This window comes from Streptomyces sp. NPDC006733, assembly GCF_040636125.1.
GTDB lineage: Bacteria > Actinomycetota > Actinomycetes > Streptomycetales > Streptomycetaceae > Actinacidiphila.
Map to the genome: position 1 here is coordinate 77,057 of NZ_JBEYJD010000032.1, position 25,132 is coordinate 102,188.

The following is a 25,132-nucleotide window of genomic DNA, read 5'->3' on the forward strand; positions in this document are numbered from 1 at the left end:
GGGGCCGCGGGGTCCCCGAAGGGAGCGCTACGCCTCCTCCGGGGCCTCCGCCGCTCCCCCGTCCGCCCGCTGGGGCAGCCGCACGGTGAACTCGCTGCGCCCCGGCCGGCTGCGGACGGTGACCGTGCCGTCGTGCGCCTCGACCACGGCGGCGACGATGGCCAGGCCAAGCCCCGCCCCGCTGCCCGCGCCGGGACGCCGCCGGTCGGCCCGCGCGAAACGTTCGAAGAGCGTCGCGCGGACCGCCTCCGGCACTCCGGGGCCGTTGTCCGCGACCCGCACCTCGACCGTCCCGGCGCCTGCCGGCACGGTCCGCAGCCGCACCGCGACCTCGGTGCCGTCCGGGGTGTGCACCCGCGCGTTGGCCAGCAGGTTGGTCACCACCTGCTGCAACCGGTGGGCGTCGCCGGGGACGGTGACCGGCTCCTCGGGCAGATCGAGCACCCACCGGTGCCCGGGGCCGGCGGCCCGCGCGTCGTCCACCGCGTCCAGCACCAGCCGGGTCAGGTCCACCGGCCCGCGCTCCAGCGGCCGGCCGGCGTCGAGCCGGGCGAGCAGCAGCAGGTCGTCGACCATCTCGCCCATCCGCGCGGACTCCGCCGCCACCCGCTCCAGCGACCGCCGCACCGGGGCCGGCACCGGTCCCGGGTGGCGCAGCGCCAGCTCCGCGTGGCCGCGCACCGAGGCGACGGGGGTCCGCAGCTCGTGGCTGGCGTCGGCCGCGAAGCGGCGCAGCCGTTCCTCGCTCGTGTGCCGCTTGGCCAGCGCGTCCCCGACGTGGCCGAGCATGAGGTTGAAGGCGGTCGCGACCTGTCCGGCCTCGCTGCGCGGATCCGCGTCCGGGACCCGCAGCGGCAGCGCGACCTCGCCGCTGTCCAGCGGCAGCCGCGTCACGGCCGTCGCGGTCGCGGCGACCCGGCGCAGCGGCCGCAGCGACCAGCGCACCCACAGCGCCCCGGCCACCCCGGCCACCACCAGGGCCCCGCCGAAGACCACCGCCTCGACCAGCTCCAGGCGGTGCACGGCCTCCTCGACCGCGTGCAGCGGCAGACCGGTGATGAGCACGTCCTGGTCGTCGCCGGACACGGCCCGCACGCGGTAGTCGTCCAGTTTCGACAGCTCGATGTCGTGGGCCCGGCCGTCGACCGGGACGGCCGCCAGCACCGCCTTGTCGGCGGCGGTCAGCCGTACCGTGGTGTCGCTGCCGGAGCGCACCACCGCCGCGTCGGTGACCGCTCCGGCGAGCAGCCGCGCGCCGAAGGTGCCGGGCGACTGGCGGCGGGTGTCCGCGTGGTTGTCCGCGTCGGGTCCGCCGCGCTCCCCCGCGTGCTCCAGGCTCGCCGGGAACCTCCCGCCCGCGTCGGCGAGCTGCTGGTCGAGCCGCTCGGTGAGGAAGCCCCGCAGCGCGAGCACCGCGGCGATGCCGACGGCCGCGCAGCTGACCGCGAGGAGCACCACCAGCCCGCAGGTCAGCCGGGCGCGCAGGGAGCGCGGGCCGATCACGGCGTGGCCGGCTTGAGGACGTACCCGGCCCCGCGCACCGTGTGGATCATCGGCGTCCGCCCGGCGTCGATCTTCTTGCGCAGGTAGCTGATGTAGAGCTCCACGATGTGGGCCTGGCCGCCGAAGTCGTACGACCAGACGTTGTCCAGGATCTGCGCCTTGCTCAGCACCCGGCGGGGGTTGCGCAGCAGGTAGCGCAGCAGCTCGAACTCGGTCGGCGACAGCTCGACGGTCCGCCCGCCGCGGGTCACCTCGCGCGCCTCCTCGTCCATGACCAGGTCACCGACGGTCAGCAGCGCGTCCGCGGACCGCTGCCCGTTCATGCCCGCGCGCCGCAGCAGGCCGCGCAGCCGGGCCAGGACCTCTTCGAGGCTGAACGGTTTGGTGACGTAGTCGTCGCCGCCCGCGGTCAGGCCCGCGATCCGGTCCTCGACCGCGTCGCGCGCGGTCAGGAACAGCACGCAGATCCCCGGCTGCCGGTCCCGCAGCCCGCGCAGCACGGACAGCCCGTCGAAGTCCGGCAGCATGATGTCGAGGACGACGGCGTCGGGCTGGAACTCCCGCGCCGCGGTGAGCGCCGAGGCGCCGTCGGCGGCGGTGCGCACCTGCCAGCCCTCGTAGTGCAGCACACCGGCGAGGACCTCCAGCAGGTCCGGCTCGTCGTCCACGACGAGGACCCGGACGGGGGTGCCGTCCGGGCGGGTCAGCGAGGGCAGCGGCCGCGCCGCGGGAGGGAGGTCCATGGTCGCTCCAGCATGCCGCCCCAACCTCTGAGTTTCCCATGAGACCCGCACCGGACCCCCGGTTCAGAGCTGATTCAGAGGTTGCGGCGGCACAGTGGGCCGTCAGCCGACGAAAGGGGACATCCCGTGGCGACGACCTACGGCCAGCGGGCGGCCCGGCACCGTTCCGCGCCGGCCGGCCCCGGCGGACCGCCCGCTCCGCGCGGCCGGCGCTCACCGGCCGGGCCCGTGCTCGCCCTGGCCGGGGCGGGCGCCGTCGCGGTGCTCGCGCTGTGGTGGCAGGACACCGCCGCGGTCGTCGGACCGGCGGGGTGGCTGATCGGCGCGGGCCGGATCGCCGGCCTCCTCACCGGCTACGGCTGCGCCGTCCTGGTCGCCCTCATGGCCCGGGTGCCCGCGCTGGAGCGCGGTGTGGGCAGCGACCGGGTGGCCCGCTGGCACGCGATGGCCGGGCGCTACACCATCTGCCTGCTGCTGGCCCACATCGTGCTGATCATCTGGGGCTACGCGGTGCAGGCCCGCACCGGCATCGTGCGGGAGACCACGACCGTGGTGTTCGACTACCCGGAGATGGTCAAGGGGACGATCGGCGCGCTGCTCCTGCTCGCCGTCGGTTTCCTGTCCGCGCGGGCGGTCCGCCGCCGGGTCAGCTACGAGACCTGGTACTACGTGCACGTCCTGACCTATCTCGCGCTCTTCCTCGCCTTCGGCCACCAGCTCGCCCTCGGTGCCGACTTCGCGGGAAACGCGGCGGCCCAGGACGCCTGGTACGCGCTGTACCTCGGCGTCGCGGCGCTGGTCGTGTGGTTCCGCGTGGTGGCCCCCGTCCGGCTGAACGTCCGGCACCGGCTGCGGGTGGCGGCGACCGTGCGCGAGGCGCCCGGCGTCGTCTCCGTCATCGTCCAGGGGCGCCGGCTGGGCGAACTGCGCGCCGAGCCCGGCCAGTTCCTGCGCTGGCGGTTCCTCGCCGAGGGGCTGTGGTGGACCTCCACCCCGTACTCGCTGTCGGCCGCGCCCCGCCCGGACCAGCTGCGCATCACCGTCAAGGCGCTCGGCGGCCACAGCGCGGCGCTCGCCCTGCTCCGGCCCGGCACCCGCGTCTGGGCGGAGGGCCCGTACGGGGCGCTGACCTCCGCCCGCCGGACCCGCTCCAAGGTGCTGCTGCTCGCCGGCGGCGTGGGCGTCACCCCGCTGCGCGCCCTGTTCGAGACGCTCCCGGCCCGCCCCGGCGACCTGACGCTGCTGTACCGGGCCCGCACCCCGGGCGACCTGGCGCTGCGCTCGGAGCTGGAGGCGATAGCGCGCTCCCGCGGGGCCCGCCTGTTGTACGCCGTGAACGCGGCGGACGGCACCCGCGCCGCCATCACCGCCACCGGCCTGCGCACGGTGCTGCCCGACATCGCCGAGCACGACGTGTTCCTGTGCGGGCCGGACGGCATGGCGCTGGAGTCGTACGACGCCCTGCGGGCGGCCGGCGTGCCCGCCGCCCGCATCCACCACGAATCCTTCGAGCTGTGAGCGCCATGCGAACCCATCCCCTGCGCCGCGTCGTGCTCAGCGCCGCCGCCACCGTGACCGGCGCCGTCCTCCTGCTGTCGCTGAAGCCGCACGCGCAGACCTCGCCGGCGGCTCGGGCGGGCGCGGACTCCGGCTCCTCCTCGCCCGCCGCGACGGGATCCGCACCCTCGCCGTCCACCGGTTCGGCCGCCGGCGGCGTCCGGACCGTCGACGGGGACACCGTCCAGACCCGGTTCGGGCCGGTCCAGGTGCGGGTGACGCTGACCGGCACGAAGATCACCGCGGTCTCGGTGCTCCAGGTGCCCGACGAGAACGGCCGCGACCAGGAGATCGCCGAGTTCTCCGTGCCGCAGCTGACCCAGGAGGCGCTCGACGCCCAGAGCGCGGACATCGACACCGTCTCCGGCGCGACCTACACCAGCGAGGGGTACATCAGCTCCCTGCAGAGCGCCCTGGACAGGTCCGATGGCTGACCCCGCGCGGCGGCTGCGGCACGTGGAGCACGTGATGGGCACCGTGGTCTCGTTCGACGTCCGCGGTGACGCCGGCCCGCGCACCCGCGCCGCGCTGGCCGCCGCCACCGCCTGGCTGCACCACGTGGACGAGGAGTTCTCCCCGTACCGGCCCGGCAGCCAGATCAGCCGGCTGGCCCGCGGCGACCTCGCCCCCGGCGGGTGCTCGCCGCAGGTGCGCGAGGTGCTGCGGCTGTGCGCGGACGCCGAGCGGCGCAGCGGCGGCTGGTTCAGCGCCCGCTACGCGGGAGGCATCGACCCCACCGGGCTCGTCAAGGGCTGGGCCGTCGAGCGCGCCGCCGCGATGCTGCACTCCGCGGGCGCCCCCGCCGTCTGCGTCAACGGCGGCGGGGACGTGCAGCTGCACGGCGGACCGTGGCGGGTGGGGGTGGCGGACCCGCTGCGGCCCGGGGCGGTGGCGACCGTCGTCGAGGCCCGGCACACCCTGGCGGTGGCCACCTCGGGGCCGGCCGAACGCGGCTGCCACATCCTCGACCCGCACACCGGCGCGCCCCCGGCCGACCCCCTGGCGTCGGTCACGGTCGTCGCCCGCACCCTGACCGAAGCCGACGCCTGGGCCACCGCGGCCTGCGCCATGGGCGCCGAACGGGCCCGCGGGTGGCTGGCGGCCCTGCCCGGCGCCGAGGCCTTCGCCGTCACACCCGCCGGCGCCACCTGGAAGACCGCCGGCTTCGCCCGGCTCACGGGCAGATGCATCTCACTCGGTGGCAGCGGGGACAGACGACGCGTCTGCTGACGTCGACGACGACCGGCTCCGGGTCCATTGCGCGCTCCTGACTCTCCCGCACCGCCACGGCTGTGCCCGGCAGGCTCGTGGTGCTCACTTCTTCAGACGCCTCAGCCGCCGGGCGGGTTTCGCTTTTGCCGCAACTTCGTGACAGGTCGGTGCGCGAGGGCGCTCGTACGCCCCCTCTTGGGGCCCCTCGTCCCAGATGTACCCCGACTCAGGTCGCGCACAGCCGGTGGGCGGCGGCCACGGTGGGTGTGCGGAACCCTTCCCTCAGCGACTCGGTGACGCTGCGTCGGCGATGAGTACCCGCGGTGTGCCCGTCCCGTCGGCCGGCACCGCCCAGACGTCGGAGCCCGCCTTGCCGCGGGGTTTGGCGTACATGACGGTGCGGTCGTCGGCCCACGCGGCCTGGTCGTCCACGCTCGCCGGCTCGGCGAGCGGGGTCTCGCGCCGCGTCGCCAGGTCGAGCACGTACAGCCGCCAGGGCCGTGCCGCGTCGGCGGAGACCCGCTTCTTGAACACCACCCGGGTGCCGTCCGGCGACAGGGAGGGGCATTCGGCGTTCTCCCGCAGGGTGTGCGCCTCCCACTTGCCGTAGTCGCCCTGGACGAGGTACGTCTTCCCCTTGGTCGTGACGGTCGCGTAGAAGCGGTTGTCGTCCGCCGCGAACGTCACCCCCCAGAAGTTGACGTCCGACGCCCGGTAGCGGCGGCCGTCGATGTACAGCGGGATGTCCTCGATGTTCAGCACCGCGTAGCCCGTGCGGGTGTCGAGGATCCCGGTCCAGGTGGAGAAGCCGCCCCGGTTGTAGGAGTCCCCCTGCACGAACACCGTCCACGAGACCATCCGCCCGCTGGGCGAGACCCGGGCCCGGTTGGGGATGCCCGACAGCTTCACCCGGCGGACCTCGCGCAGTTGGCGGTCGACGATCAGCGCGTACGTCCGGGGCAGGGCGCCGGTGCTGGTGACGAGGCAGACGCCGGTGCCCGCCGCGCGGTAGAACCGCTCGCAGTTCAGCCCGCTGACCGTGCGGGGGGCCGGGGAGCCGGCGGCCGGCACCGCGGCGATGTTGCCGTGGCCGGCCCCGGGGGCGGTGTCGCGGAAGAGCAGTTGGCCGGGTCGGGCGGCGTCGATCGTCTCGCCGTGGAAGGCGGGGACCGCTTCGCGGCGGGCGGCGTGGACGCTGTAGCCGACCCCCAGGCCGGCCAGTACCAGCAGGGCCAGCACCGGGGCGAGCAGCCGGACGCGGACGGGCCGGCGGATGTCGGTCATGCGCTGGTCTCCTGGTGGTGCGAGGGGACATCGACAGGTGCGGCGGGGTCGCCGGTCGCGGCCGGGTCCGACGGGAAGCCGTACCGGGCCACCAGCAGGAACACCGCGAGACCCGCCGCCATCACCGCGAGCCCGGTGCGCGGCCCCCATGCCGTCCAGGCCGCGCCCAGGATGATCGACGAGACCACCCGGGCGCCCGCCTGGCCGGTCTGCAGCAGGGCCATCCCGCTGGTCCGCAGCCCGACGGGCAGCAGCGGCCCGGCCGCGGCCATCAGCACGCCGTCGGTCGCGGCGTAGAACACCCCGTGCAGCAGCAGCGCCGGGACCAGGACGAACAGCCCGGCGGCGGGGCCGAGCAGCATGGCGTACGCGCCGAGCAGCGCCACGTGGCCGCCGAGGAACATCCGGAACCGGCCGGTGCGGTCCGCCATCCGCCCCAGCGGCACGGCGAGCAGCAGGTAGGCGCCGGTGGTGCCGAGCGGCAGCAGCGGGAAGTACTCCGGCGGGATGTCCAGCCGCCGCTGCAGCAGCAGGTAGATGAACGAGTCGCTGACCGTGACCAGGCCCAGTGCGGCGGTCAGGACGCAGGTGCGGCGGAACGCGGCCGCGCGCAACAGCCCGAACGCGGCACGCAGCGCCGGCTCGCGCCGCTCCGGGGGCGGGTCCTGCCGGTCGCGCACCAGCGAGACGAGCAGCACCACCCCGAGCGCGGCGACGCAGAAGCTGACGACGAACACCGCGTCGTAGGCGGTGCCGGTCGCGGCGAGGACTGCGAACGCCGCGAGCGGGCCGATGAAGGCGCCGACGGTGTCCATCGCCCGGTGCACGCCGAAGGCGAGCCCCAGGGTCTGCGGCGGGGTGCTGAGGGAGATCAGCGCGTCCCGCGGGGCGGTGCGCAGGCCCTTGCCGGCCCGGTCGGCGGCGACCACCGCGCCGAGCACGCCCACCGAGCTCCCGGCGGCCAGCAGGCCGAGCTTGCACACCGCCGACAGCCCGTAGCCGATCCCGGCGACCAGTTTGCGCCGCTGGCGGCGGTCCGCGAGATGGCCGCCGACCAGCCGCACCAGGACCGTGGCGCCGGTGTACAGGCTGTCGAACATGCCGAAGGCCAGCGGGCTGAGGCCCAGTTGCAGGACGAGGTAGAGCGGCAGCACCGCACTGACCATCTCCGAGGAGACGTCGGTGACCAGGCTGACCGCGCCGAGCGCGACCACGTTGGCGGGGACCGTGCGCAGCAGTCCGGCCCGGCGCCCCGGGCGCAGGCCCGGGGCACCGTCGGCGGAACGGGTACCGCTGCTCGCCGAGATGTACATCGGCTACTTCCACCCGCTGATGTCGAGCAGGACGCCGTGGCCGGTGACGTTGTACTGCACGATCACGTACAGATGGCGCCCGGTCGCGTCGAAGACGCCCCCGGTGAACGAGCCCATCGGGTCGTTGACGGTGGCCGCCCGGACGCAGCCGTCGCTCTGCAGGTCCGGGTCGGAGCCGTCCGGCAGGCAGCTCCACAGGTCGTTGCCGTGGAAGCCCTGCAGGTCGCTCTCGGTGTCGCCGTCCTCGTGCACGACCCAGTTGCCGCGCCCGGGCCGGAACGCCATGTTGTCGGGCATGTTGACCGCCGGGCTGCCCGGCAGGAACAACTGCAGTTGCGGGACGGCCGCGTTGGTCGTGGCGGCGGCCACCGTCCCGTCGGTCAGGCACACCGACTCGCCCCAGTCCTGCGCCTCGTCCTCGTTGCCCGTCTCGTTGACGCAGGCGCGCACCTGCCCCGCGGCCAGCGCGGTGCCGTCCAGGTCCATGTCCTCCGGCCGGTACAGGCCGGTCAGGTGGAGCGCCTCGGTGGCCCCGGTCAGGTCGGGGTCGGTGCGGTCCGGGATCGGGATCCAGGCGCCCTGGCCGCGCTGGGTGCCCTGGCCGTAGTCCCGGCCGCCCTCGTGGCGGCCCAGCCGCAGCCCGTAGACCCGGCCGGACGCGAGCGGCGACTCGCTCAGCCGGTGGACGGGGCCCGCGCCCGCCGGGCGGGGCTTGTCCGGCACGAACTTGAACAGCGCGCCGCCGGGTGCGCCCTTGTCGGGGCGGTTCTCGTCGGCGTAGTAGAGCAGGCCGTTCGGCAGGACCGCGACGCCTTCGTAGGACGCCCGGCCGACCCCGGCGCGGACGGTCAGGTTCGCCGCCCCGGTGCCGCCGCTGAAGCGGCCGGTGGCCCGGTCGAGCGTCACCCCGGTGGTGTGCAGCGGGTCGATCAGCTCGTAGAGCCGGCCGCCCTCGGGCCCGCCGCCGGTCTCCTCGCCGATGATGATGGTTCCCCAGGCGGTGCGCCGGACGGGGTCGCAGGCCTCGGTGCCGGTCAGAATGGTCTGCGACCTGCCGGTGGCCAGTTCCGTGCGCAGCAGTCCGGGCTGGTCCGGGTCGCTCTCGTTGCAGCTGATGAGCCACCGCGGGTCGGAGTCGCTCGGCCACAGGGCGCCCTGATCGGTCGTCAGCGGCAGCCGCGCGTTGACGACCCGCACCTTGAGGCTCTTGGCGACGGTGACCAGCCGTTCCGGGTGGGCCAGGGCCTCCGCCTTGCTGATCGCCCGGGTCGAGGAGTGCGCCAGGTCGCCGGTGATGCCGTGCGGGTTGCCGCGGTCGGCGGCGTCGGCCCGGCCGGGCGCGGCGCCGGCGAACATCGCACCGGCTCCGGCCGCCAGGGCCACCGTGGCGGCGAAGGCCGTCAGGTGTCGTCTCACGTGTTCTCTCCTTGTTCCGCGGCCGGGGCCGCGGTTCGCGCGTGGGTCAGTGGCAGGTGACGGGGCCGAAGGTGTCGAGCACCGAGCCGTTGTCGCGGACCAGTTCGCCCGTGTACGTGGTCGGGGTGAGGGTCAGCTTCAGGACGGCCTTGACGTCGGTGACGCGCTTCTGGCTGTTCGGCTGGGCGCTCTCGAAGCCGTAGCTGTCGGCGCCGCCGGTGCCGACGAGCAGTTCGCGGACGCCCGCCGGGTCGGCGGCGCCGGTCGCGTTCTGCGGGGCGTAGCGCTCGTAGAGGTGGTCGTGGCCGTTGAGGATCAGGTCGGCGCCGTGGGCGCGCAGGATCTGCCACATGGGCTTGCTGACCATGTCGGCCTGCGGCCCGGAGCTGTACAGCGGCCGGTGCCAGTACGCGGCGACGCAGCCGTTGGTGTTCTTCGTCAGGTCCGCCTCCAGCCACTTGCCCTGCGCGGAGGTGGCGGACATGGAGATCTCGGTGTCGAGGGCGACGAAGTGCCAGCCGCCGCGGTCCCAGCTGTAGTAGGTCTTGCCGTCGGGGGTGGCGCGGGCCCCGAAGTAGGACTTGTAGCCGGCCGCCGGAGTGCTGTCGTCGTACTCGTGGTTGCCGGTCGAGGGGTGCGTCTTGTTCAGGAACCGGCCCCAGGTCGTGCCGTAGTACTTCTTGAAGTCGGCGAGGCTGCCGGTGTCGTACTGGTTGTCGCCGAGGGTGATGACCTCGTCGGGGTTGATGGCCTCGACGCGCTTGGCGGTGTTCTCGGCCCCGCAGTCCTTGCCCGCGGAGCAGCCGGGGTCGGCGATGTCACCGGCGGCCACGACCGTGAAGGAGGTCACGCCCTGACCGGGTGTGCCGGTCACCGGCGCGCTCGCGGCGGAGAGGTTGCCGGCCGCGTCCTGGGCCTTGACGGTGTAGGTGTACGCCGTGCCCTGGGTGCGGCCCGGGTCGGTGAACGTGGTGCCGGTGGGGGTGGCGACGACGGCGCCGTCGCGCGAGACCTGGTAGCCGGTCACGCCGGTGTCGTCGGTGGAGGCGTCCCAGGCGAGCGAGACGGACGTGGGGGTGGTGCCGGTCACCCGCGGGTTGCCGGGCGCGGTCGGCGCGGTGGTGTCGGGGCCGCCGGACGGGCCGTACACCTCCAACTCGTTGAGGGAGTAGCCGTAGGCGGTGCCGCGGGCGGTGCCGTACACGCGGACGTAGCGGCCGGAGGTGCCGGACGGGACGGTCACCTCGTCGATGCCGCCGTCACCGCTGGTCGTGGAGTACGCCTTGGTCCAGGCGGAGCCGTCGGGCGAGACCTCGACGCGGTACGCCTTGCCGTAGGCGGCCTCCCAGTCGAGGTGCACGCGGCTGAGGGTGCGGGTGGCGCCGAGGTCGACGCGGATCCACTGCGGGTCGAGTCCCTCCTCGCTGGCCCAGCGGGTGGTGGTGCTGCCGTCCACCGCCTTGGCCGCACCGTAGGACGAACTCTCGTCGGACGACGACAGGGCCGGCTTGCCGCGGGACAGCAGCACGTCGCCGGCGGCGTGTCCGGACGAGGTGGCCGACAGGCCGACGAGCAGGGCGAGAGCCGCCACCAGGCCGTACAGGCGGCGATGGCGGGCTGGCAGGTACTGGGACAACGTCTGCCTCCGGGCGTGGGAGATCCAACCGCGGCGCCCGGAGGTACCGGGACGTCGCGAGGCCCACGGCCGGGTCAGATCTCTCACTGAGCGCGTCACATCCGGGGATGCCGCGCCGAGCCGCGTGCAGCGAGCGTGGCAAAGGTGCGGAGGACCGTCAATAGACGTTAGTAAAGTTTCCTAACTTGTAATCCCGGCCCACCCCGTGTTCACCCGGCGGACCCCGGCCCGCACCGCCCGGCCGTCCTTCACAAGCCTGGGTACGACCTGGGAAACTGGCCGCCGACACCGCAGGAGGAGTCCGCACCGTGCTGGAAATCGAACTGGATCCGGGCGACTTCACCGCCTTCTGCCGTGAGACGCACGGATACGAGCCCTACCCCTGGCAGACGGCCCTGGTGGAACGGGTGGCGCGGGACGGGTGGCCGCGCGCCGTCACCGTACCGACCGGACTCGGCAAGACCGGCCTGATGGACGTCGCGGTCTTCACCGCCGCCCTGCGCCGTGGCCGGCCCGGCACCGAGGCCGCGCCCGGGTCCGGCCCCGCCCGGACCCCCCGGCGGATCTTCTGGGCCGTTGACCGGCAGTTGGTCGCCGACGAGGCGTACGAGCACGCGGCGCGCCTCGCCGAGACGCTGCGCCGGGCGCTGGCCGACCCGTACGCCGGCCGGCCGGTACCGCCGGTGGGCACCGTCACCGGCCGCGTCGCCCGGGCGCTGTGGCACGAGGGCGACCGCCATGTACTGGAGGCGACCCGGATGCGGGGCGGGGTGACCTGGTCGCCGAACTGGCTGGAGCGCCCGGACCGGCTCGCCGTGGTGGCCGGCACGCTCGACCAGGTCGGCAGCCGCCTGCTCTTCCGCGGCACGGGCGCCGGCGCCCGGCGCCGGTCGATCGACGCCGCCCTGACCGGCACCGACTCGCTGATCGTCCTCGACGAGGCGTACGGCGCCGAGGAGTTCGCGGCCGCGGTACGCGCCGCCGCCGCACTGGACGGGACACCCGGGGAACTGCACCCCCTGCTGGTGACGGTGTCGGCCCTTGCCGGGCCCGACGGCGCCGACGCGCACGGCGTCACCGGCGACGACGAGCGCCACCCGGTGGCGGGCCCCCTCCTGCGGTCGGCCAAGCGGCTGCACCCCGTCGAGGTCCGGACCGGCCCGGCCGACCCCGGGCGGCAGATGGCCGCCTCGCTCGCCGCCTGGGCGCAGCGGCTCGGCGCGGAGGACCGGGACGTGGAGGACCGGGACGCCGACGGCCCGGGAAGCGGTGGCCGGGTGGTCGGCGTCGTCTGCAACACCCTCGGGCGGGCGCGCGCCGTCCTGGAGCTGCTGCCCGGGGAGAAGGTGCTGCTGACCGGGCGGAGCCGGGCCGTGGACCGGGAGTACCTGCGCCGCCGCTGGTACGACCGGACGAGAGCCGGTCACGCGGCCCGCCACGGCGGCCCGTTCTACGTGGTGGCCACCCAGAGCGTGGAGGTCGGCACCGACCTCGACGTCGACGCGCTGGTCACCGAGGCGGCCCCGCTGCCCGCCCTCGTCCAGCGGCTGGGCCGGCTCAACCGCCGCGGACGGCAACCGGCCGCGCGGGCCGTCGTCCTGCACAGCGCGGCCCAACCGGGCGGGACCGGCGACGCCGCCTGGCATTGGCTGACCGACCGCTGCCCGCCGCTCGTCACCGACCCCGGGAAGACCCCCGCCCTCTCCGGCCCCGGCCTGGACGCCTCCCCCGCCGCGCTGCACCGGCTGACGGCCGGCGCCGGGAGTGCGGAGCGGGAGGCGCTGCGCGGACCCCGCCCGGCCCTCACCGCCGTGCGGGCGGCGGACCTCGACGCGTGGGCGTGCACCGAGCCGGTGCCGGACCCCGACCCGGCGGTCGGCCCGTACCTGTACGGCACCGCACCGGACGCCCGCCCCCGCGTCCACGTCGCCTGGCGGACCCGCGAGCCGGGCCGGACGGCCGAGGAGTGGCGCGAGACGGTGAACCTGTTCCCGCCGGGCGCCGAGGAGAGCGTCGAACTGCCGCTGCACGCGGTGCGGCGGTGGCTGACCGGCGCCCCGGACGCCGCCGAGATCTCCGACGACGACGCGTCCCCCGGGCCGGGCGAGGAACCCGTCGACGGTCCGCCCACCGGCGGACCGGAGGTGGAGGTCCTGCGGTACCGGTTCGACGCGCCCACCGCGATCGTCACCCCCGACGACCTCGGGGCCGACGACCTCGTCGTCCTGCCGGCGGACTTCGGCGGATGCGACGCCTACGGCTGGCACCCCGGCTCCACGGAGCCGGTCCTCGACGTGGCGGACCTGGTGGGCGGCGGTGACGACCGGGCCGTCGTCCGCGTCGGACCGGCCCTGGCCGCCGCCGTGCGCGCCCACGACCCCGCGCTCGCCGCCCCGGTGGAGCGGCTGATCACCGAGATCGGCGCCGACAGCGCGCCCCTCACCGCCGACCGCCGGGCCCGCCACCGCGACCGCTTCGCCGAACTGGCCGCCGGCTCGGCCGACGACCTCCCGCACCTGAGGGTCTTCCGGGCGCTGGCCCGCGGCGGCCGGCTCCTTCACGCCGGAGGCCCGCGGCTGTTCGTCGCCGGCCGGGCGAGCCTCGACGGGCCCTCCACGGCCGGCCTGCCGCAGACCCTGGCCGAACACCAGGCCGAAGTGTCGGCGGCCGCCGAGTGCTACGCCCGCAACCTCCGCCTGGACGAGCGCACCGTCGCCGCCGTCGCGCTCGCCGCCGCCCTGCACGACGAGGGCAAGCGGGACCCGCGCTTCCAGACGATGCTGCACGGCGGCTGCGAGGACCCGGCCGCCGCTGCCCTCGCCGCACCCGAGCCGCTCGCCAAGTCCGGTACGGACCCGGCCGACCGAGCCGGGTCCGGCAAGGCCCGGCGGGCGTCCGGCTATCCGCAGGGGATGCGCCACGAGGCGCTGTCGGCCCGCATCGCCGCGCTCCACACGGCCGGCCGCGACGACCTCGACACCGACCTGGTCGTCCATCTGGTCGCGTCCCACCACGGTTTCGCCCGGCCGCTGCTGCCGCCGGTCGCCGACCCGGACCCGCGCGTCCTGCGCCTGACGATCGCCGGCCAGGAGGTGGCCGTGGGCACCGCGCAGACGGTGGACCCGGCGGGACCCGCCCGGTTCGCGGCGCTCAACCACCGCTACGGGCGGTGGGGACTGGCCCGCCTGGAGGCGCTGGTGCGGCTCGCCGACATCTACTGCTCCATCCAGCGGGACACCTGACGGAGCCGGGCAGGGTGCACCGGCCGCTCCCTAGACGGCCTTGCCGGTGGAGCGCCAGCGCTCCCCGTCCGCTTCGGCCAGGCCGTCCTGCGCCAGCACCTTGAGGTGCTTGAGGATGGTGCGGGACTGGTAGCCCACGGCCGTGCACAGCTCGTCCACCGTGATGCCGTCGTCCCCGGCCGACCGCACCTCCTGCCAGGTGCGCACCGCGTGGTGGCCCAGGCCGGCGTCCGCCGCCCCCTCGGAGGATCTGGGAGCGTCGGGCGCGGCCGGCTGCTGCCGGGCGGCCGGCGGGGTGCCGATCGGCTCGGCGGCGGGCGCGGTCCGGCCGGCGGCCGGGGCCGGCGCGGCCGGGGTGCGGGGCGCGGCCGGCGGGCGCGCGGGGCCGGCCGGACGGGGGCTGCGGTTGACCGTCCGGTGCCTACGGCCCTTCTGGTGCTTGCTCATCGTGTCGTCCTGTTCCGCGGCGCGTGCCGCCGCCTGAGGGATACCACTGGCCCGGATGGTGCGACGGGCCCTCTCACCTCTGGAAACGATCACGGCGACAGCAGGTCACCCCCGGGCCTCCCGCGGAGCCGCGCTGGAGCGTCACCCCGCGAACGCACTCGGTAACAGCTCGGCCACTTCGCTCCAGGTGCCTGCATGTCCCTGCCAGGCTGCAGCTCCACACAGTCCTGGGGGAGAACCACCATGCACCGCACGCTTACCGCCGCATGCCTCGCCGCGGCCGCGGCTCTCACGTTGGCGGCCTGCGACCCGGCCACCGACGACGGCAAGGCCGTCCGTCCGGCGGTCACCACGACGAGCGCCACGCCGTCCGCCGCGCCGTCCACCACCGCCCCGACCGGCACGCTGCCGTCACTGATCGGCAGGACGCTGCCCACCGCGCGAAAGACCGCTCGCGCCGCCGACTTCATGACGGTGACGGCCCACGACGCGACCGGCGCGAGCCGGGCGCAGACGATCGAGGCCGACTGGAGGGTCTGCTTCCAGCAGCCGGGCGCCGGCACCGCGGAACTCGCGACCCCGGTCGCCCTGGCCGTCGTGCTGCGGGCCGAGACCTGCCCGGCCGCCGACGGCATACCCGCGCCCACACCGAAGCCGACCCCCACGCCCGCCCCCACCACCACGAAGCCGAAGCCGAAGGCGACCACCGCGCACACGGGCAACGGCAACAGCGGCGGGAGTTCCGGCGGCGGCAGCACCTCGGGAGGCGGCTCGGGCGGCAGCGGTGGCGGGAGCGGCCACACCGAACCGCCCGTCGACGACCACGGCGGCGCCACCGCCCTGTGCAACGACGGCACCCTGTCCTTCGCCGCCCACCACCAGGGCGCCTGCTCCCACCACCACGGCGTCAAGGTGTTCTACAAGTAACCGCCCGTGCGGCAGCGCCGCGGCCGCGCCGGGAGGCGCGGCCGTCAGCCGGGGACCTGGGCGGAGTCGTTCTCCTCGGCCACCTTGTACCCGGCGACGGAGGGCCAGCGGACGGTCAGCACCACCGACTCCTCCTCCGCGTACCAGGAGTGGTCGACGCCCCGGCCCCACACGACGTAGTCGCCCTGCTCGGCGAGGAGGACGCTCCGTCCGGGAAGCTCCACCCGGAAGCGGCCCTTGATGAGGACCAGCAGCGCGGTCCGCTCCTCCGCGGTGACCCAGACCGCCCGCTCGTCGCCCGGCGGGTGGACGCCCCATTTGATCTCGACGTCCTCGCTGTGCCGGGGGTCGGACGCGTCCTTGAAGTGACCGAGCAGCCAGCCCCGGTCCAGTGCGGCGTCAGTGCCCGCATTGCCCACATACACGCTGTCGTTCATGATTCCCGACGGTAGCAGCCGGCCGTCACCGGGCCGGCGCGGCCCTGGGGGCGGCAGCGGTGACGATCCGGTTGCGGTGCGGCCGGGCGCGTTTCCCCTTCCCGGCCGGATCGTTGGCACGGACATGCATCACGTCGACAACACGGACCGGACCCCGCTCGTCGTCCGGTGGCTGAGCACGTACGGCCCGGAGAGCACGATGGACGAGCGGCCGCGGGCCGTCCGCGAGCCGGTGCCGCGGGTGGCTCCGGTCCGGCGGGCGCGCGGGGCGATGCTCGGGCTCGCCGTCGTCACGATCGCGGCGGCGGTGGCGGCGGTGCTCCTCGGCTGAACTCCCGGACCGCCGCCGGCGCGCGGCAGGGCGGCTCAGGCCCGGGTCCACCAGCGCGTCCGTGCCCCCCGGGAGGTGCCGGTGCGCCGCCGGCGCTTGCTGCGGCCGCCGCTGCTGTGCGCGGCGGCGAGCCCGAAGGTCACCTGGACGCGGGCGCCGCCCAGCCGGCTGCGGGCGATCCGCACCGCTCCGCGGGTGACGGCGGCGGCCCGGTGGGCGATGTCCAGTCCGAGGCCGGTGGAGACCGTGCTGGCCCCGCGGGCCACGGCGCCGTCCGGGTCCGGGATGCCGGGGCCGGCGTCCTCGACCGTGAGCACCACGCTCTGCGCGCCGCGCTCCAGGCGCACCGCGAAGGCGGTGCCGGGCGCGGTGTGCCGGAAGACGTTGCCGACCAGGGCGTCGAAGACGGCCGCGAGGTCGTCCTCGGGCAGGTCGACCAGCGCCTCCTCGGCGGTGATGTCGGCATGGAACGGCCGATGTTGCTGCTCGGCCAGGACCGCCCAGAACGCGGCTTTGCGGCGGATCACCGAGGCCGCCGCGCAGCCCTGCGCGGACGGGCCCGGGGCCGGCTGCCGGCCGGGGGCCGCGGTCTGCGACAGCGGCCGCAGGCCGCGGCCCATCGGCCCCACGGCGAGCGGGGTCCGGGCGGCGGTGATGATCGAGTGCAGTTCCGCGTCGAGGTGGTGGATCGCGGCGGCGATGCGTTCCGCGTCGGCGGTCGGCCCCATCCGGTCGGCGGTCAGGCGCAGTGCGGTCAGCGGGGTGCGCAGCCGGTGGGAGAGGTCCGCGACGAGTTCGCGTTCGACGGCGAGCAGTTCCAGCATCCGGTCGGCCATCGCGTTGAAGGCCAGGCCCGCCTCGTACAGTTCGGGCGGCCCCATCGGGTCCACCCGGACGTCGAGATCGCCGCGGCCCAGGGCGTAGCTGGCGCGGGAGAGGTTGTGCGAGGAGCGCACGACCCGGGCCGCGAGCCGGTCGGCGACGAGCGTGGAGCCGGCCACCAGGGCCACCGCGAGCAGCGTGATGGCCCCCCAGGACGCGGCCACCCCCCGGTTGAGCCGCTCCTTGGGGACGAACTCCTCGATCACCGCCACCCGTCCGGGACCCAGCACGACCGGCTGGAGGTAGACCCAGCCGCCCGGCCGGTTCTGCGCGATGGCCTCGCCGTCGCGGGCGGCGCGCCGCAGCAGGGCGGCGGGCGCGTGCGTCGGTCCGACGACCTGTCCGGTCGGCAGGTGGACACTCAGGTCCTCGCCGGGGGCGAGCACGGAGATGGCCTGGCGCAGGTCGGGGATGTCGTCGGTCAGGGCCAGCACCGGGGCGAGCGCGGCGGCCTGCTGTTCCGCGGCGGTGATCGCCTGGTTGCGGGCCTCGGAGCGCACCAGCAGGGCGAGGGGGATCAGGAAGGAGAGCGCCACCATGGAGGTGACCGCCAGTGCCACCCCTGCCAGGGTGCGTCTCACGGGGGCGTCACCAGCTTGATGCCGACACCCCGCACCGTGTGCAGGTAGCGCGGACGGATCGCGCGTTCGCCGAGTTTGCGGCGCAGGGCGGACAGATGCACATCGATCGTCGCATCGTCGACATACGACTCGCGCCAGACCTCGGTGAGGATCTTCCGCTTGGAGACGACGCGGCCGGCGTTGCCGGCCAGGAAGGCGAGGAGGTCGAACTCGCGCCGGGTCAGGTGCAGCTCCCGGCCGCCCAGGTGCGCGGTGCGGGCCATGGCGTCCACCCGCAGCTCGCCGATGATCATGGGGCCCTGGGTCGCGGTCGGTCCGTCGTGCAGACCGCCGGGGACCGAGGCGACGGCCCGGCCCACACGGCGCAGGACCGCGGTCAGCCGGGCGGTCAACTGCCCGCTGGAGAACGGCTTGACGAGGTAGTCGTCGGCGCCCGCGTTGAGCAGCCGGACGACCTCCGCGTCGTCGTCCCTGGCGGTGACCACGAGCACCGGCACCTGCGAGATGCCGCGGATCATGCGCAGGGCGTCGCTGCCGTCCAGGTCCGGCAGTCCCAGGTCCAGGATGACGGCGTCCAGGGGCCCTTGGGTCACCTCTCTCAGTCCGCCGAAACCGTCGGCGGCGCTGCGCACCACATGCCCGTCGGCGGTCAGGATCTCGATCAGTGCCGCACGTATGGCGGGGTCGTCTTCCACGACAAGGACGCTGGCCATGCGGCACACCGTAACGGATCAGCCATGATGGTGCCGTGCCCCGTCCGCTGCGCTACCTCCTGATCTGGCTGTGCTGCACGGCTCTGACCGTGACCGCGGCCTTCCTGGCCGTGCGCTTCGTGGTGCGCTCGACCTCCCCGCTGCCGCCGACCGCCCGGGCGCTGCCCACGGTCTTCAGCACGCCGTCCGCCCCGCCGAGCCCGCTCGTCCCGGCCACCTCGGCGCCCAGGACCGCGCCGGCTCCCACCCGCAGGACGCCGACGGCGACGCCGGCCCCCAGGACGCCCGCCACCCGTCCCCCGACGACGGCTCCGGCCACCGGCGGGCACACCGCGAGCAGCTGCCGGGGCGGGGTCGGGGTGCACAGCATGCAGTCGGTGGGCGGCCGGGTGACGTTCAACATGGGGGCCGACGCGATCTGCCTGGTCTCCGCGGTTCCGGCGCCGGGCTTCACCACCAGTACCGACCAGGACACACCGGACACCCTGACCGTGACCTTCTCCAGTGCCACGCACCGTTCGGAGACCACGGGCTCCATCCATCCGCAGCCGCAGGCCGTCACCCGCGAAGTCTCCTGGTAGTCGCGGGCGTTGCCCGCGCGGGTCGCGGAGAGGGCCGTGCCGGGCCCGTGCGAGGGCCGGAGCCGAGCGGAACCTGCGGGGAACCTTAGGAGCTCCTAAGGTTCCCGTCGCGGTGGGTGACGCGGGTCGGAAAGCGCCTAGGTTCGCTATCGCCCGGTCACCGAAGCACCCCTCCGACCGGGCGTGCCACCTTCCGGCGCGGGGCATCCCCCTGTGCGCCGCGCCGGCCCCCTGCCTTCGATCCCCCGAGGTCCACCCCACATGAGCTCGCACCGTCGCGTCGATCCGCCCAGCGGCCCCTCGCCGCAGCACCGCGCACAGCGCCGGCCCCGAGTGCGCAAGGCCGTACTGGGCGCCGCCGTCATCGCCGCGCTGGGTGGCGGAACGGCCTTCGCCTGCATAGGCGGCGGCTCCGGCCACGCCCCAGGACAGCCCACCGCTGCGACCCCCACCGCAGCGGTGGGCACCCATCGGCCGGCGTCCGGCGCCCGGCCCTCCTCCCCCGTGACGCGCCCCGCCCGCCCGGCCGCGAAGCCCTCCGCCACTCCCCCGCGGCACACCGCGCCGCCCCGGCCGGCGCCGACCGCGACCCGCACCAGGCCCGCCCCCGCCCCGACCACCCCGTCGAACCCCCCGGTCACCGGCGACGCGGTGCAGCAGGTGCTGGCCAAGGTGAACCAGGCCAGGGCCGCCCAGGGACTGCCGGCCTACACCCTCCTGGAGGGGCTGAACCGCAGCGCGGCAGCCCACAACCAGGTGATGTCCGCGGGCTGCGGGCTCTCCCACCAGTGCCCCGGCGAACCGGCGTTCGGCGACCGCGAGCGGGCCCAGGGCGTGCGGTGGATGTCGGCCGGTGAGAACATCGGCGAGGGCGGGCCGGTGGCCGACACCGAGCAGGCCATCGCCAAGATGGCGCTGGGACTCACCCAGAGCATGCTCGACGAGCGGCCGCCCGACGACGGCCACCGCCGCAACATGCTTAGCTCCTCCTTCACCCACATCGGTATCGCGGTATTCCGGGACGGTTCGGGAACCGTCTGGCTCACCCAGGACTTCTCCGGCTGAGCCTCCGCGGCACGCTCCGCAACGGGGAAGACGACGCGATGGCGGAACTGCGCCGCCGCAGCGCAATGCTCCCCGTCGCGGCGGAACCGCACAGCGGCCGCCACCTCGGTGGCGGCCGCTGTCGCGGCTGCCGCGACGAGCCGCGAACGTCCCGGCCGGCGCGTGCGATCCGGCGGCGGACCCTGACAACTTCCTAAAAAGTGTCGGTGAAACTGCTCGGCATGATGAGTGCGCTGAAGCGATCGATGCCCGGCCGGCCGCGGGTGCGGCACTCCGTGGCCCTGGCCACCGCCGCCCTGGCGGCGCTGGCCTCGGTGACCGGTTGCGCCGGGGCCGGCGGCGTCAAGGCCTCCCGCGTGGCCCTGGCGCCCGACGCACCCGACACGGCCGGCGCTCCCCGAGCGGCGGACGCCCCGGCCAGGTCAGTGACCCCGGTGACGGTCACGCGGCCGGCCCCGCCGGAGACGGCCGCGTGGCACGGCGGCGTCGCCCGCTACCCCTCCCGCTGACGCCGCACCGGCGCCGGTGCCGGGCTGCGACGGCAGCCGCAGCGTGAACACGGTGGACTCGCCGGGAACGCTGCGGGCGGCCACCGTGCCGCCGTGGGCCTGCGCGAGCTGGCGGACGATGGCCAGACCCAGTCCGCTGCCGCCGGTGCGGCGGCTGCGGGAGCGCTCCGCGCGCCAGAAGCGGTCGAAGACGTCTGGCAGGTCCTCGGGCGCGATCCCGGAACCGGTGTCGGCGACCTCGATCGTCACCGTCCCGTCGCCGCCGTGGGCGCGCAGGCGGACGCTGCCGCCGGCCGGCGTGTGCCGCAGAGCGTTGGACACCAGGTTGCCCAGCGCCTGGCGCAGCCGGACGGGGTCGGCGCTCAACCGGGGGTCCCCCCGCACGTCGCTCCCGATGCTCACCCCGGCCGCCCGCGCGTGGGCGCGGTTCGCGTCGGCGACCTGGTCCAGCAGGTCGCCCAGCCGCACCGGCTCGGGGTGCAGCCGCAGGGTGCCGGCGTCGGCGGACGCGAGGTCCTGCAGGTCGTCGATGATGTGCTGCAGGAGCAGCGCCTCGTCGTGCAGCGACGACAGCAGCCGCTGGTCGGGCACGACGATGCCGTCCTTGGCGACCTCCAGCCAGCCGCGGATGTTGGTCAGCGGGGTCCGCAGTTCATGGGCGATGTCACTGACCATGGCCTTGCGCTGGGTCTCGGTGCGTTCCCGGCGTTCTGACAGGTCGTTGAAGGCCTGGGCGAGGATGCCGGTCTCGTCGCCGGTGGTGACCGGGACGCGGGTGTGCTGTTCGGTGGGCTGCTGCGCGGCGTCGGTCAGGGCGCGCAGCGGGCGCACCAGCCGGGTGGCGATCAGGGCGGTGACCGTGACGGTGAGGAGCAGGACGAGTCCGGTCACGCCGGCGATGCGGGTGGTGTTGGCCCGCGAGAGGTCGAAGCGCGGCGGGCTCGCGCCGGCGCCGGTGTCGCTGACGAACAGCTGCGCGGCCGGGGCGACGAAGGTGCGCAGCTGCTCGCGGCGGCCGGCGTCGATGCACTCCTGCAGCGTCCGGAAGTCCGGCGCCATCTTGCGCCCCTTGGCCCAGGTGAAGTCGGCCGACAGCGTCACGTACCCCGCGAGCACGGACCGCTGGCGGGTCAGGCAGGCGTTCACCAGGGTGTCGAGGCCGGTCAGGGCGCGCTGCTCGGTGACGGTGGGCCGCGACAGGTCGGCCAGACCGCAGTCGTCGAAGCCGTAGGCGTCCAGCGTCGTCTGGTCCTCGCGCGCCACCTGCACGGTGGTCCGCCCGCTGGGGCTGTCGACCACCTTCCCCTGCCAGCCCTCGTCGCGCAGGCACGCCAGCACCTTGCCGGCGACCCGCGCCAGTTCCGCGCGCTCGGCGGCGGGCAGCAGGTACGGTCCGACGGCGCGCGGATCGATGCGGGAGACCGGCTCGCTCGCGCCCTGCCCCTGCAGGGGGGTGTCGGACCGCAGGGCGTCGATGACGGCGAAGGCCCGCGGCGGCAGGCCGGGGGCCTTCGGCGCGGAGTCGGCGAGCACGTGGCGGTCCTGGTCGGTGAGGGCGACGCGGCGGCCCGTCACCCGGGCCAGCCGCTCGATCACCGGCTGCACGCCGCTCCAGTCCCGGTGTCCGGCGGCCCAGCCGGTCAGGGTGTCGTGGATCTTCGCGTCGTCGGACAGGATCTGGCCCTGCTCCTGCTGGATGGCCCGGGTGGTGGTCTGCACCGCGAGCCACGCGGTGGCGACGATCGAGCAGACCGCGATGAGCACGGAGGTGACCAGCAGCCGGGCCAGCAGGCTCTTGCGCAGCGGGACGTTACGGCCCACGGCGGCCTCCGGTGAGTTTGTACCCGACGCCGAACACCGTCAGCAGGCGTGCCGGTCTGCGCGGATCGAGCTCAATCTTCTTGCGCAGGTTGAGGATGTGGACGTCGATGGCGCGCTCGGAGATGGCGCGCTCGTATCCCGTCACGCACTCCAGCAGCTGCCCGCGGGTGAAGACCCGGTCCGGTTCGGTCGCCAGCGCCCGCAGGATCTCGAACTCACCGGGCGTGCAGACCACCGGCTCGCCCGCGCAGGTCACCGCACGCCGGGCGGGGTCCACCGCCAGGGTGTCGACCCACAGGACTCCGTCGGCGGCCACCGGTGGCCGCTGGACGCGGCGCAGCAGGGCGTGGATGCGGGCCATCAGCTCGCGCGGGCTGTAGGGCTTGGTCATGTAGTCGTCCGCGCCCAGTTCCAGGCCGAGCAGCAGGTCGTCCTCGTGCGAGCGGGCGGTGAGCATCAGCACCGGCAGGTCGCTGCCGGGCCGCAGGATCCTGCACACGCCCAGGCCGTCGATCTCCGGCAGCATCACGTCCAGGACCAGCAGGTCCGGACGGCTGCGCCGCACCTCGTCGACGGCGGACCGGCCGTCGTGGACGACGGTCGCGGTGTGGCCGTGCGCTTCCACGCACCGGCGCACCAGCTCCGCCTGCATTTCGTCGTCTTCCGCGACCAGGATATGTGCGCACACCCCTGGGATGTTAAACGCACAAGTGTTCAGGAATACCGGCGTGAGACGTTTCCCGCATCCTGACACTTTCCTCATATCCGGCGGCGAGAATTCGCCGCCGGAATCGGCTCGGCCGCACCGAACCTCCGGGGTCAGCCGCGCCGGGCCACCACCAGGCGGCAGTGCGGGCTGCCGTCGGGCCGGCGGCCGAACTCCTCCAGCGGCAGCAGCTCCACCCGGAAGCCGGCCCCGACGAGGTCGTCGCGGACCCCTCGCAGCGGGAAGGTGCGGTAGTACATCACGAACGGCGGACGCCACAGCGCGTTGCGCACGCGCATCGCGGCGTCGAAGCCCCACAGCCCCCAGTACAGCGGCGAGCGGACGGGCAGCGGCGCACCGAGCGGGAAGGCGAACACGCCGCCCGGCCGCAGCGAGCGGTGGACCTCGGCGAACAGGCCGGGGCGCTCGGCGGGCAGGAAGTGGCCGAACGCCCCGAAGCTCACGGCCAGGTCGAACGCTGCCGTGAACGGCAGCGCCCGGGCGTCCGCCCGCACCCAGTCCACCGACGGACCGTCCTCGCGCCCGTCCGCCGCGGGGACGGCGGCCGCCGCGGCGGCCAGCATCCCGGCGCTGAAGTCGACCCCGGTCACCCGCTGCCCGCACAGCTCGCGCAGCACCCCGACCCCGGCGCCGGTGCCGCAGCAGACGTCGAGCCCGGCCGTGAACGGCCCGAGCGGGCGCAGCGCGCCGGCCACCGCGTCCAGGAAGCGGTCGGGTGTGCGGAAGGGGGTGTGGTCGAACTTGGGTGCCAGCAGGTCGTAGCCGTGCTCGATGGAGGAGAGCGCCTGCACGGCCAGCTCGCGGAGCGTGGGTCCTTCGGAGGTGAACACCGCCCCCAGGGTAGTCAGGCGGTGCGTTCGCCGGGTTCCGGCGCGGACGCCGGGCGGTCGCGCGGGATCAGCGTCGGGTTGACGTTGTCGAGCACCGTGGCGCGGTCGACGACGACGCGGGCCACGTCGTTCCGGCTCGGCACCTCGTACATCACGTTGAGCAGCACCTCTTCGAGGATCGTGCGGGCCGCCCGGGCGCCGGTGCGGCGCAGCAGCGCCTGCTCCGCGACGGCGGCGACGGCGTCCTCGGTGAACTCCAGCTCGACGCCGTCGAGCTCGAAGAGCTTCTGGTACTGCCGGACGAGCGCGTTGCGGGGCTCGGTCAGGATCCGGGTCAGTGCCGCCGTGTCCAGCGGCTGCACGGTCGTCAGCACGGGCAGCCGTCCGACGAGTTCGGGGATGAGCCCGAACTGCACCAGGTCCACCGGCAGCACGCCGGCGAAGGCGTCCTCGTCCCGGTTCCGCCGCTGCTCGCGGGTGCGCGGCTCCCCGCCGAAGCCGATGCCCGCGTGGTCGGCGCGCTGCTCGACGATCCGCTCCAGCCCGGCGAAGGCACCGCCGACGATGAACAGCACGTTGCTGGTGTCGATCTGGAGGAACTCCTGGCGCGGCTGCTTGCGGCCGCCCTGCGGCGGCACGCTCGCGACCGTGCCCTCCAGGAGCTTGAGCAGCGCCTGCTGCACGCCCTCGCCGGAGACGTCCCGGGTGATCGAGGGACCGGCACCCTTTCGGGCGATCTTGTCGATCTCGTCGATGTAGACGATGCCGCGCTCGGCCCTGGCGATGTCGTGGTCGGCGGCCTGGATCAGCTTGAGCAGGATGTTCTCGACGTCCTCCCCGACGTAGCCGGCCTCGGTCAGGGCGGTGGCGTCGGCGATCGCGAACGGGACGTCGAGCATCCGGGCCAGGGTCTGGACGAGGTACGTCTTGCCGCAGCCGGTGGGGCCCATCAGCAGGACGTTGGACTTGCCGAGCTCGACCTGCTCGGCCTGCCCGCCCTTCGCACCGCGCCGGCCGCTGCCCGCGACCGGCGGACGCACCCGCTTGTAGTGGTTGTGGACCGCCACCGCCAGCGCCCTCTTGGCGCGCTCCTGCCCGATGACGTACCCGTCGAGGAACGCGTGGATCTCGCGTGGTGTCGGCAGGGCGGGCAGGTCGGCGTCGAGCGGGCCGGTCTCCTCCACCAGGAGTTCGTTGCAGAGGTCGACGCACTCGTCGCAGATGCAGATGTCGGCCGGGCCCGCGATGAGCTTGCCGACCTGCTGCTGGTTCTTCCCGCAGAACGTACATTTCAGCAGGTCACCGCCGTCACCGATGCGTGCCACGCGGAAATGTCCCCCTCGAACGGTGATGCCGGTCGAATGGCCTTGTGGGT

22 protein-coding genes are annotated in these 25,132 nt (G+C 74.8%); 8 read left to right on the forward strand and 14 right to left on the reverse strand.

Translation table 11 applies throughout. The features are described 5' to 3' along the window. Positions 1 to 27: 27 nt before the first annotated feature. A complete protein-coding gene (locus ABZ721_RS26625; RefSeq protein WP_358791228.1) occupies positions 28 to 1,503 on the reverse strand; it encodes an ATP-binding protein in 1,476 nt (491 codons plus the stop codon). Then, positions 1,500 to 2,246 (reverse strand): response regulator transcription factor, encoded by a 747-nt coding sequence (locus ABZ721_RS26630; protein ID WP_358791229.1) that lies wholly within the window; start codon positions 2,244 to 2,246, stop codon positions 1,500 to 1,502. Before ABZ721_RS26630 ends, ABZ721_RS26625 begins: the two co-directional genes overlap by 4 nt. A 228-nt stretch (positions 2,247 to 2,474) precedes the next feature. Between ABZ721_RS26630 and ABZ721_RS26635 the strand changes: the two genes are divergently transcribed. Genes ABZ721_RS26635 through ABZ721_RS26645 form a run of 3 tightly spaced genes read left to right on the forward strand, consistent with a single transcriptional unit; the run spans position 2,475 to position 5,033 of the window. Next, positions 2,475 to 3,764, forward strand: a complete 1,290-nt coding sequence (locus ABZ721_RS26635; protein ID WP_358791270.1) for a ferredoxin reductase family protein — start codon at positions 2,475 to 2,477, stop codon at positions 3,762 to 3,764. 5 nt (positions 3,765 to 3,769) lie between these two features. Next, entirely contained in the window at positions 3,770 to 4,237 is a 468-nt protein-coding gene (locus ABZ721_RS26640; protein ID WP_358791271.1) for an FMN-binding protein, read from the forward strand. Beyond that, positions 4,230 to 5,033, forward strand: a complete 804-nt coding sequence (locus ABZ721_RS26645) for an FAD:protein FMN transferase (protein ID WP_358791230.1) — start codon at positions 4,230 to 4,232, stop codon at positions 5,031 to 5,033. The genes ABZ721_RS26640 and ABZ721_RS26645 overlap by 8 nt, the downstream gene beginning before the upstream one ends. Before the next feature lie 264 nt (positions 5,034 to 5,297). Here ABZ721_RS26645 and ABZ721_RS26650 read toward each other — a convergent pair whose 3' ends face one another. The 4 genes from ABZ721_RS26650 to ABZ721_RS26665 are packed head-to-tail and all read right to left on the reverse strand — an operon-like array spanning position 5,298 to position 10,664. Further along, positions 5,298 to 6,299, reverse strand: a complete 1,002-nt coding sequence (locus ABZ721_RS26650) for a hypothetical protein (protein ID WP_358791231.1) — start codon at positions 6,297 to 6,299, stop codon at positions 5,298 to 5,300. After that, positions 6,296 to 7,612 carry an MFS transporter gene (locus ABZ721_RS26655; RefSeq protein ID WP_358791232.1) on the reverse strand — a complete coding sequence of 439 codons (1,317 nt, stop codon included), beginning with the start codon at positions 7,610 to 7,612 and terminating at the stop codon, positions 6,296 to 6,298. Before ABZ721_RS26655 ends, ABZ721_RS26650 begins: the two co-directional genes overlap by 4 nt. Before the next feature lie 3 nt (positions 7,613 to 7,615). Next, entirely contained in the window at positions 7,616 to 9,028 is a 1,413-nt protein-coding gene (locus ABZ721_RS26660) for an alkaline phosphatase PhoX (protein ID WP_358791233.1), read from the reverse strand. 46 nt (positions 9,029 to 9,074) lie between these two features. Next, positions 9,075 to 10,664, reverse strand: a complete 1,590-nt coding sequence (locus ABZ721_RS26665) for a discoidin domain-containing protein (RefSeq protein WP_358791234.1) — start codon at positions 10,662 to 10,664, stop codon at positions 9,075 to 9,077. 308 nt (positions 10,665 to 10,972) lie between these two features. On the opposite strand from ABZ721_RS26665, the gene cas3u reads away from it, so the two are divergent. Then, positions 10,973 to 13,906, forward strand: coding sequence for a type I-U CRISPR-associated helicase/endonuclease Cas3 (gene cas3u, locus ABZ721_RS26670; protein ID WP_358791235.1), 2,934 nt, complete (start codon positions 10,973 to 10,975; stop codon positions 13,904 to 13,906). Positions 13,907 to 13,936: 30 nt separating this feature from the next. Here cas3u and ABZ721_RS26675 read toward each other — a convergent pair whose 3' ends face one another. Further along, positions 13,937 to 14,353 (reverse strand): hypothetical protein, encoded by a 417-nt coding sequence (locus tag ABZ721_RS26675; RefSeq protein ID WP_358791236.1) that lies wholly within the window; start codon positions 14,351 to 14,353, stop codon positions 13,937 to 13,939. A 243-nt stretch (positions 14,354 to 14,596) separates the two neighbouring features. Between ABZ721_RS26675 and ABZ721_RS26680 the strand changes: the two genes are divergently transcribed. Then, positions 14,597 to 15,280, forward strand: a complete 684-nt coding sequence (locus tag ABZ721_RS26680) for a DUF3761 domain-containing protein (RefSeq protein ID WP_358791237.1) — start codon at positions 14,597 to 14,599, stop codon at positions 15,278 to 15,280. 44 nt (positions 15,281 to 15,324) lie between these two features. Here the strand turns inward: ABZ721_RS26680 and ABZ721_RS26685 are convergent, their stop codons facing one another. After that, the gene (locus ABZ721_RS26685; RefSeq protein ID WP_358791238.1) at positions 15,325 to 15,717 is read right to left on the reverse strand and encodes a signal peptidase I; all 393 of its coding nucleotides are present in this window, start codon (positions 15,715 to 15,717) and stop codon (positions 15,325 to 15,327) included. Between the two features lie 124 nt (positions 15,718 to 15,841). Between ABZ721_RS26685 and ABZ721_RS26690 the strand changes: the two genes are divergently transcribed. Next, positions 15,842 to 16,048 carry a hypothetical protein gene (locus tag ABZ721_RS26690; RefSeq protein WP_358791239.1) on the forward strand — a complete coding sequence of 69 codons (207 nt, stop codon included), beginning with the start codon at positions 15,842 to 15,844 and terminating at the stop codon, positions 16,046 to 16,048. Between the two features lie 35 nt (positions 16,049 to 16,083). Here ABZ721_RS26690 and ABZ721_RS26695 read toward each other — a convergent pair whose 3' ends face one another. Both ABZ721_RS26695 and ABZ721_RS26700 read right to left on the reverse strand, forming a co-directional pair. After that, positions 16,084 to 17,511: a HAMP domain-containing sensor histidine kinase gene (locus ABZ721_RS26695; RefSeq protein WP_358791240.1), complete on the reverse strand. Its 1,428-nt coding sequence runs from the start codon at positions 17,509 to 17,511 to the stop codon at positions 16,084 to 16,086. After that, positions 17,508 to 18,224: a response regulator transcription factor gene (locus ABZ721_RS26700; RefSeq protein ID WP_358791241.1), complete on the reverse strand. Its 717-nt coding sequence runs from the start codon at positions 18,222 to 18,224 to the stop codon at positions 17,508 to 17,510. The genes ABZ721_RS26695 and ABZ721_RS26700 overlap by 4 nt, the downstream gene beginning before the upstream one ends. Before the next feature lie 35 nt (positions 18,225 to 18,259). Here ABZ721_RS26700 and ABZ721_RS26705 point away from each other — a divergent pair, with 35 nt between their 5' ends. Together ABZ721_RS26705 and ABZ721_RS26710 are read left to right on the forward strand one after the other, a co-directional pair. Then, positions 18,260 to 18,805: a hypothetical protein gene (locus tag ABZ721_RS26705; RefSeq protein WP_358791242.1), complete on the forward strand. Its 546-nt coding sequence runs from the start codon at positions 18,260 to 18,262 to the stop codon at positions 18,803 to 18,805. 261 nt (positions 18,806 to 19,066) lie between these two features. Then, complete coding sequence (locus tag ABZ721_RS26710) at positions 19,067 to 19,870, forward strand: CAP domain-containing protein (RefSeq protein ID WP_358791243.1); 804 nt, start codon at positions 19,067 to 19,069, stop codon at positions 19,868 to 19,870. A 422-nt stretch (positions 19,871 to 20,292) separates the two neighbouring features. On the opposite strand, the gene ABZ721_RS26715 is transcribed toward ABZ721_RS26710, so the two are convergent. The 4 genes from ABZ721_RS26715 to clpX all read right to left on the reverse strand — a co-directional run bounded on the left by ABZ721_RS26715 (position 20,293) and on the right by clpX (position 25,082). Beyond that, a complete protein-coding gene (locus ABZ721_RS26715) occupies positions 20,293 to 22,200 on the reverse strand; it encodes a HAMP domain-containing sensor histidine kinase (protein ID WP_358791244.1) in 1,908 nt (635 codons plus the stop codon). Continuing rightward, the gene (locus tag ABZ721_RS26720; RefSeq protein WP_358791245.1) at positions 22,190 to 22,888 is read right to left on the reverse strand and encodes a response regulator transcription factor; all 699 of its coding nucleotides are present in this window, start codon (positions 22,886 to 22,888) and stop codon (positions 22,190 to 22,192) included. The genes ABZ721_RS26715 and ABZ721_RS26720 overlap by 11 nt, the downstream gene beginning before the upstream one ends. A gap of 131 nt (positions 22,889 to 23,019) precedes the next feature. Further along, positions 23,020 to 23,757: a class I SAM-dependent methyltransferase gene (locus ABZ721_RS26725; protein ID WP_358791246.1), complete on the reverse strand. Its 738-nt coding sequence runs from the start codon at positions 23,755 to 23,757 to the stop codon at positions 23,020 to 23,022. 14 nt (positions 23,758 to 23,771) lie between these two features. Next, a complete protein-coding gene (gene clpX, locus ABZ721_RS26730) occupies positions 23,772 to 25,082 on the reverse strand; it encodes an ATP-dependent Clp protease ATP-binding subunit ClpX (RefSeq protein WP_358791247.1) in 1,311 nt (436 codons plus the stop codon). Between the last annotated feature and the right edge of the window lie 50 nt (positions 25,083 to 25,132).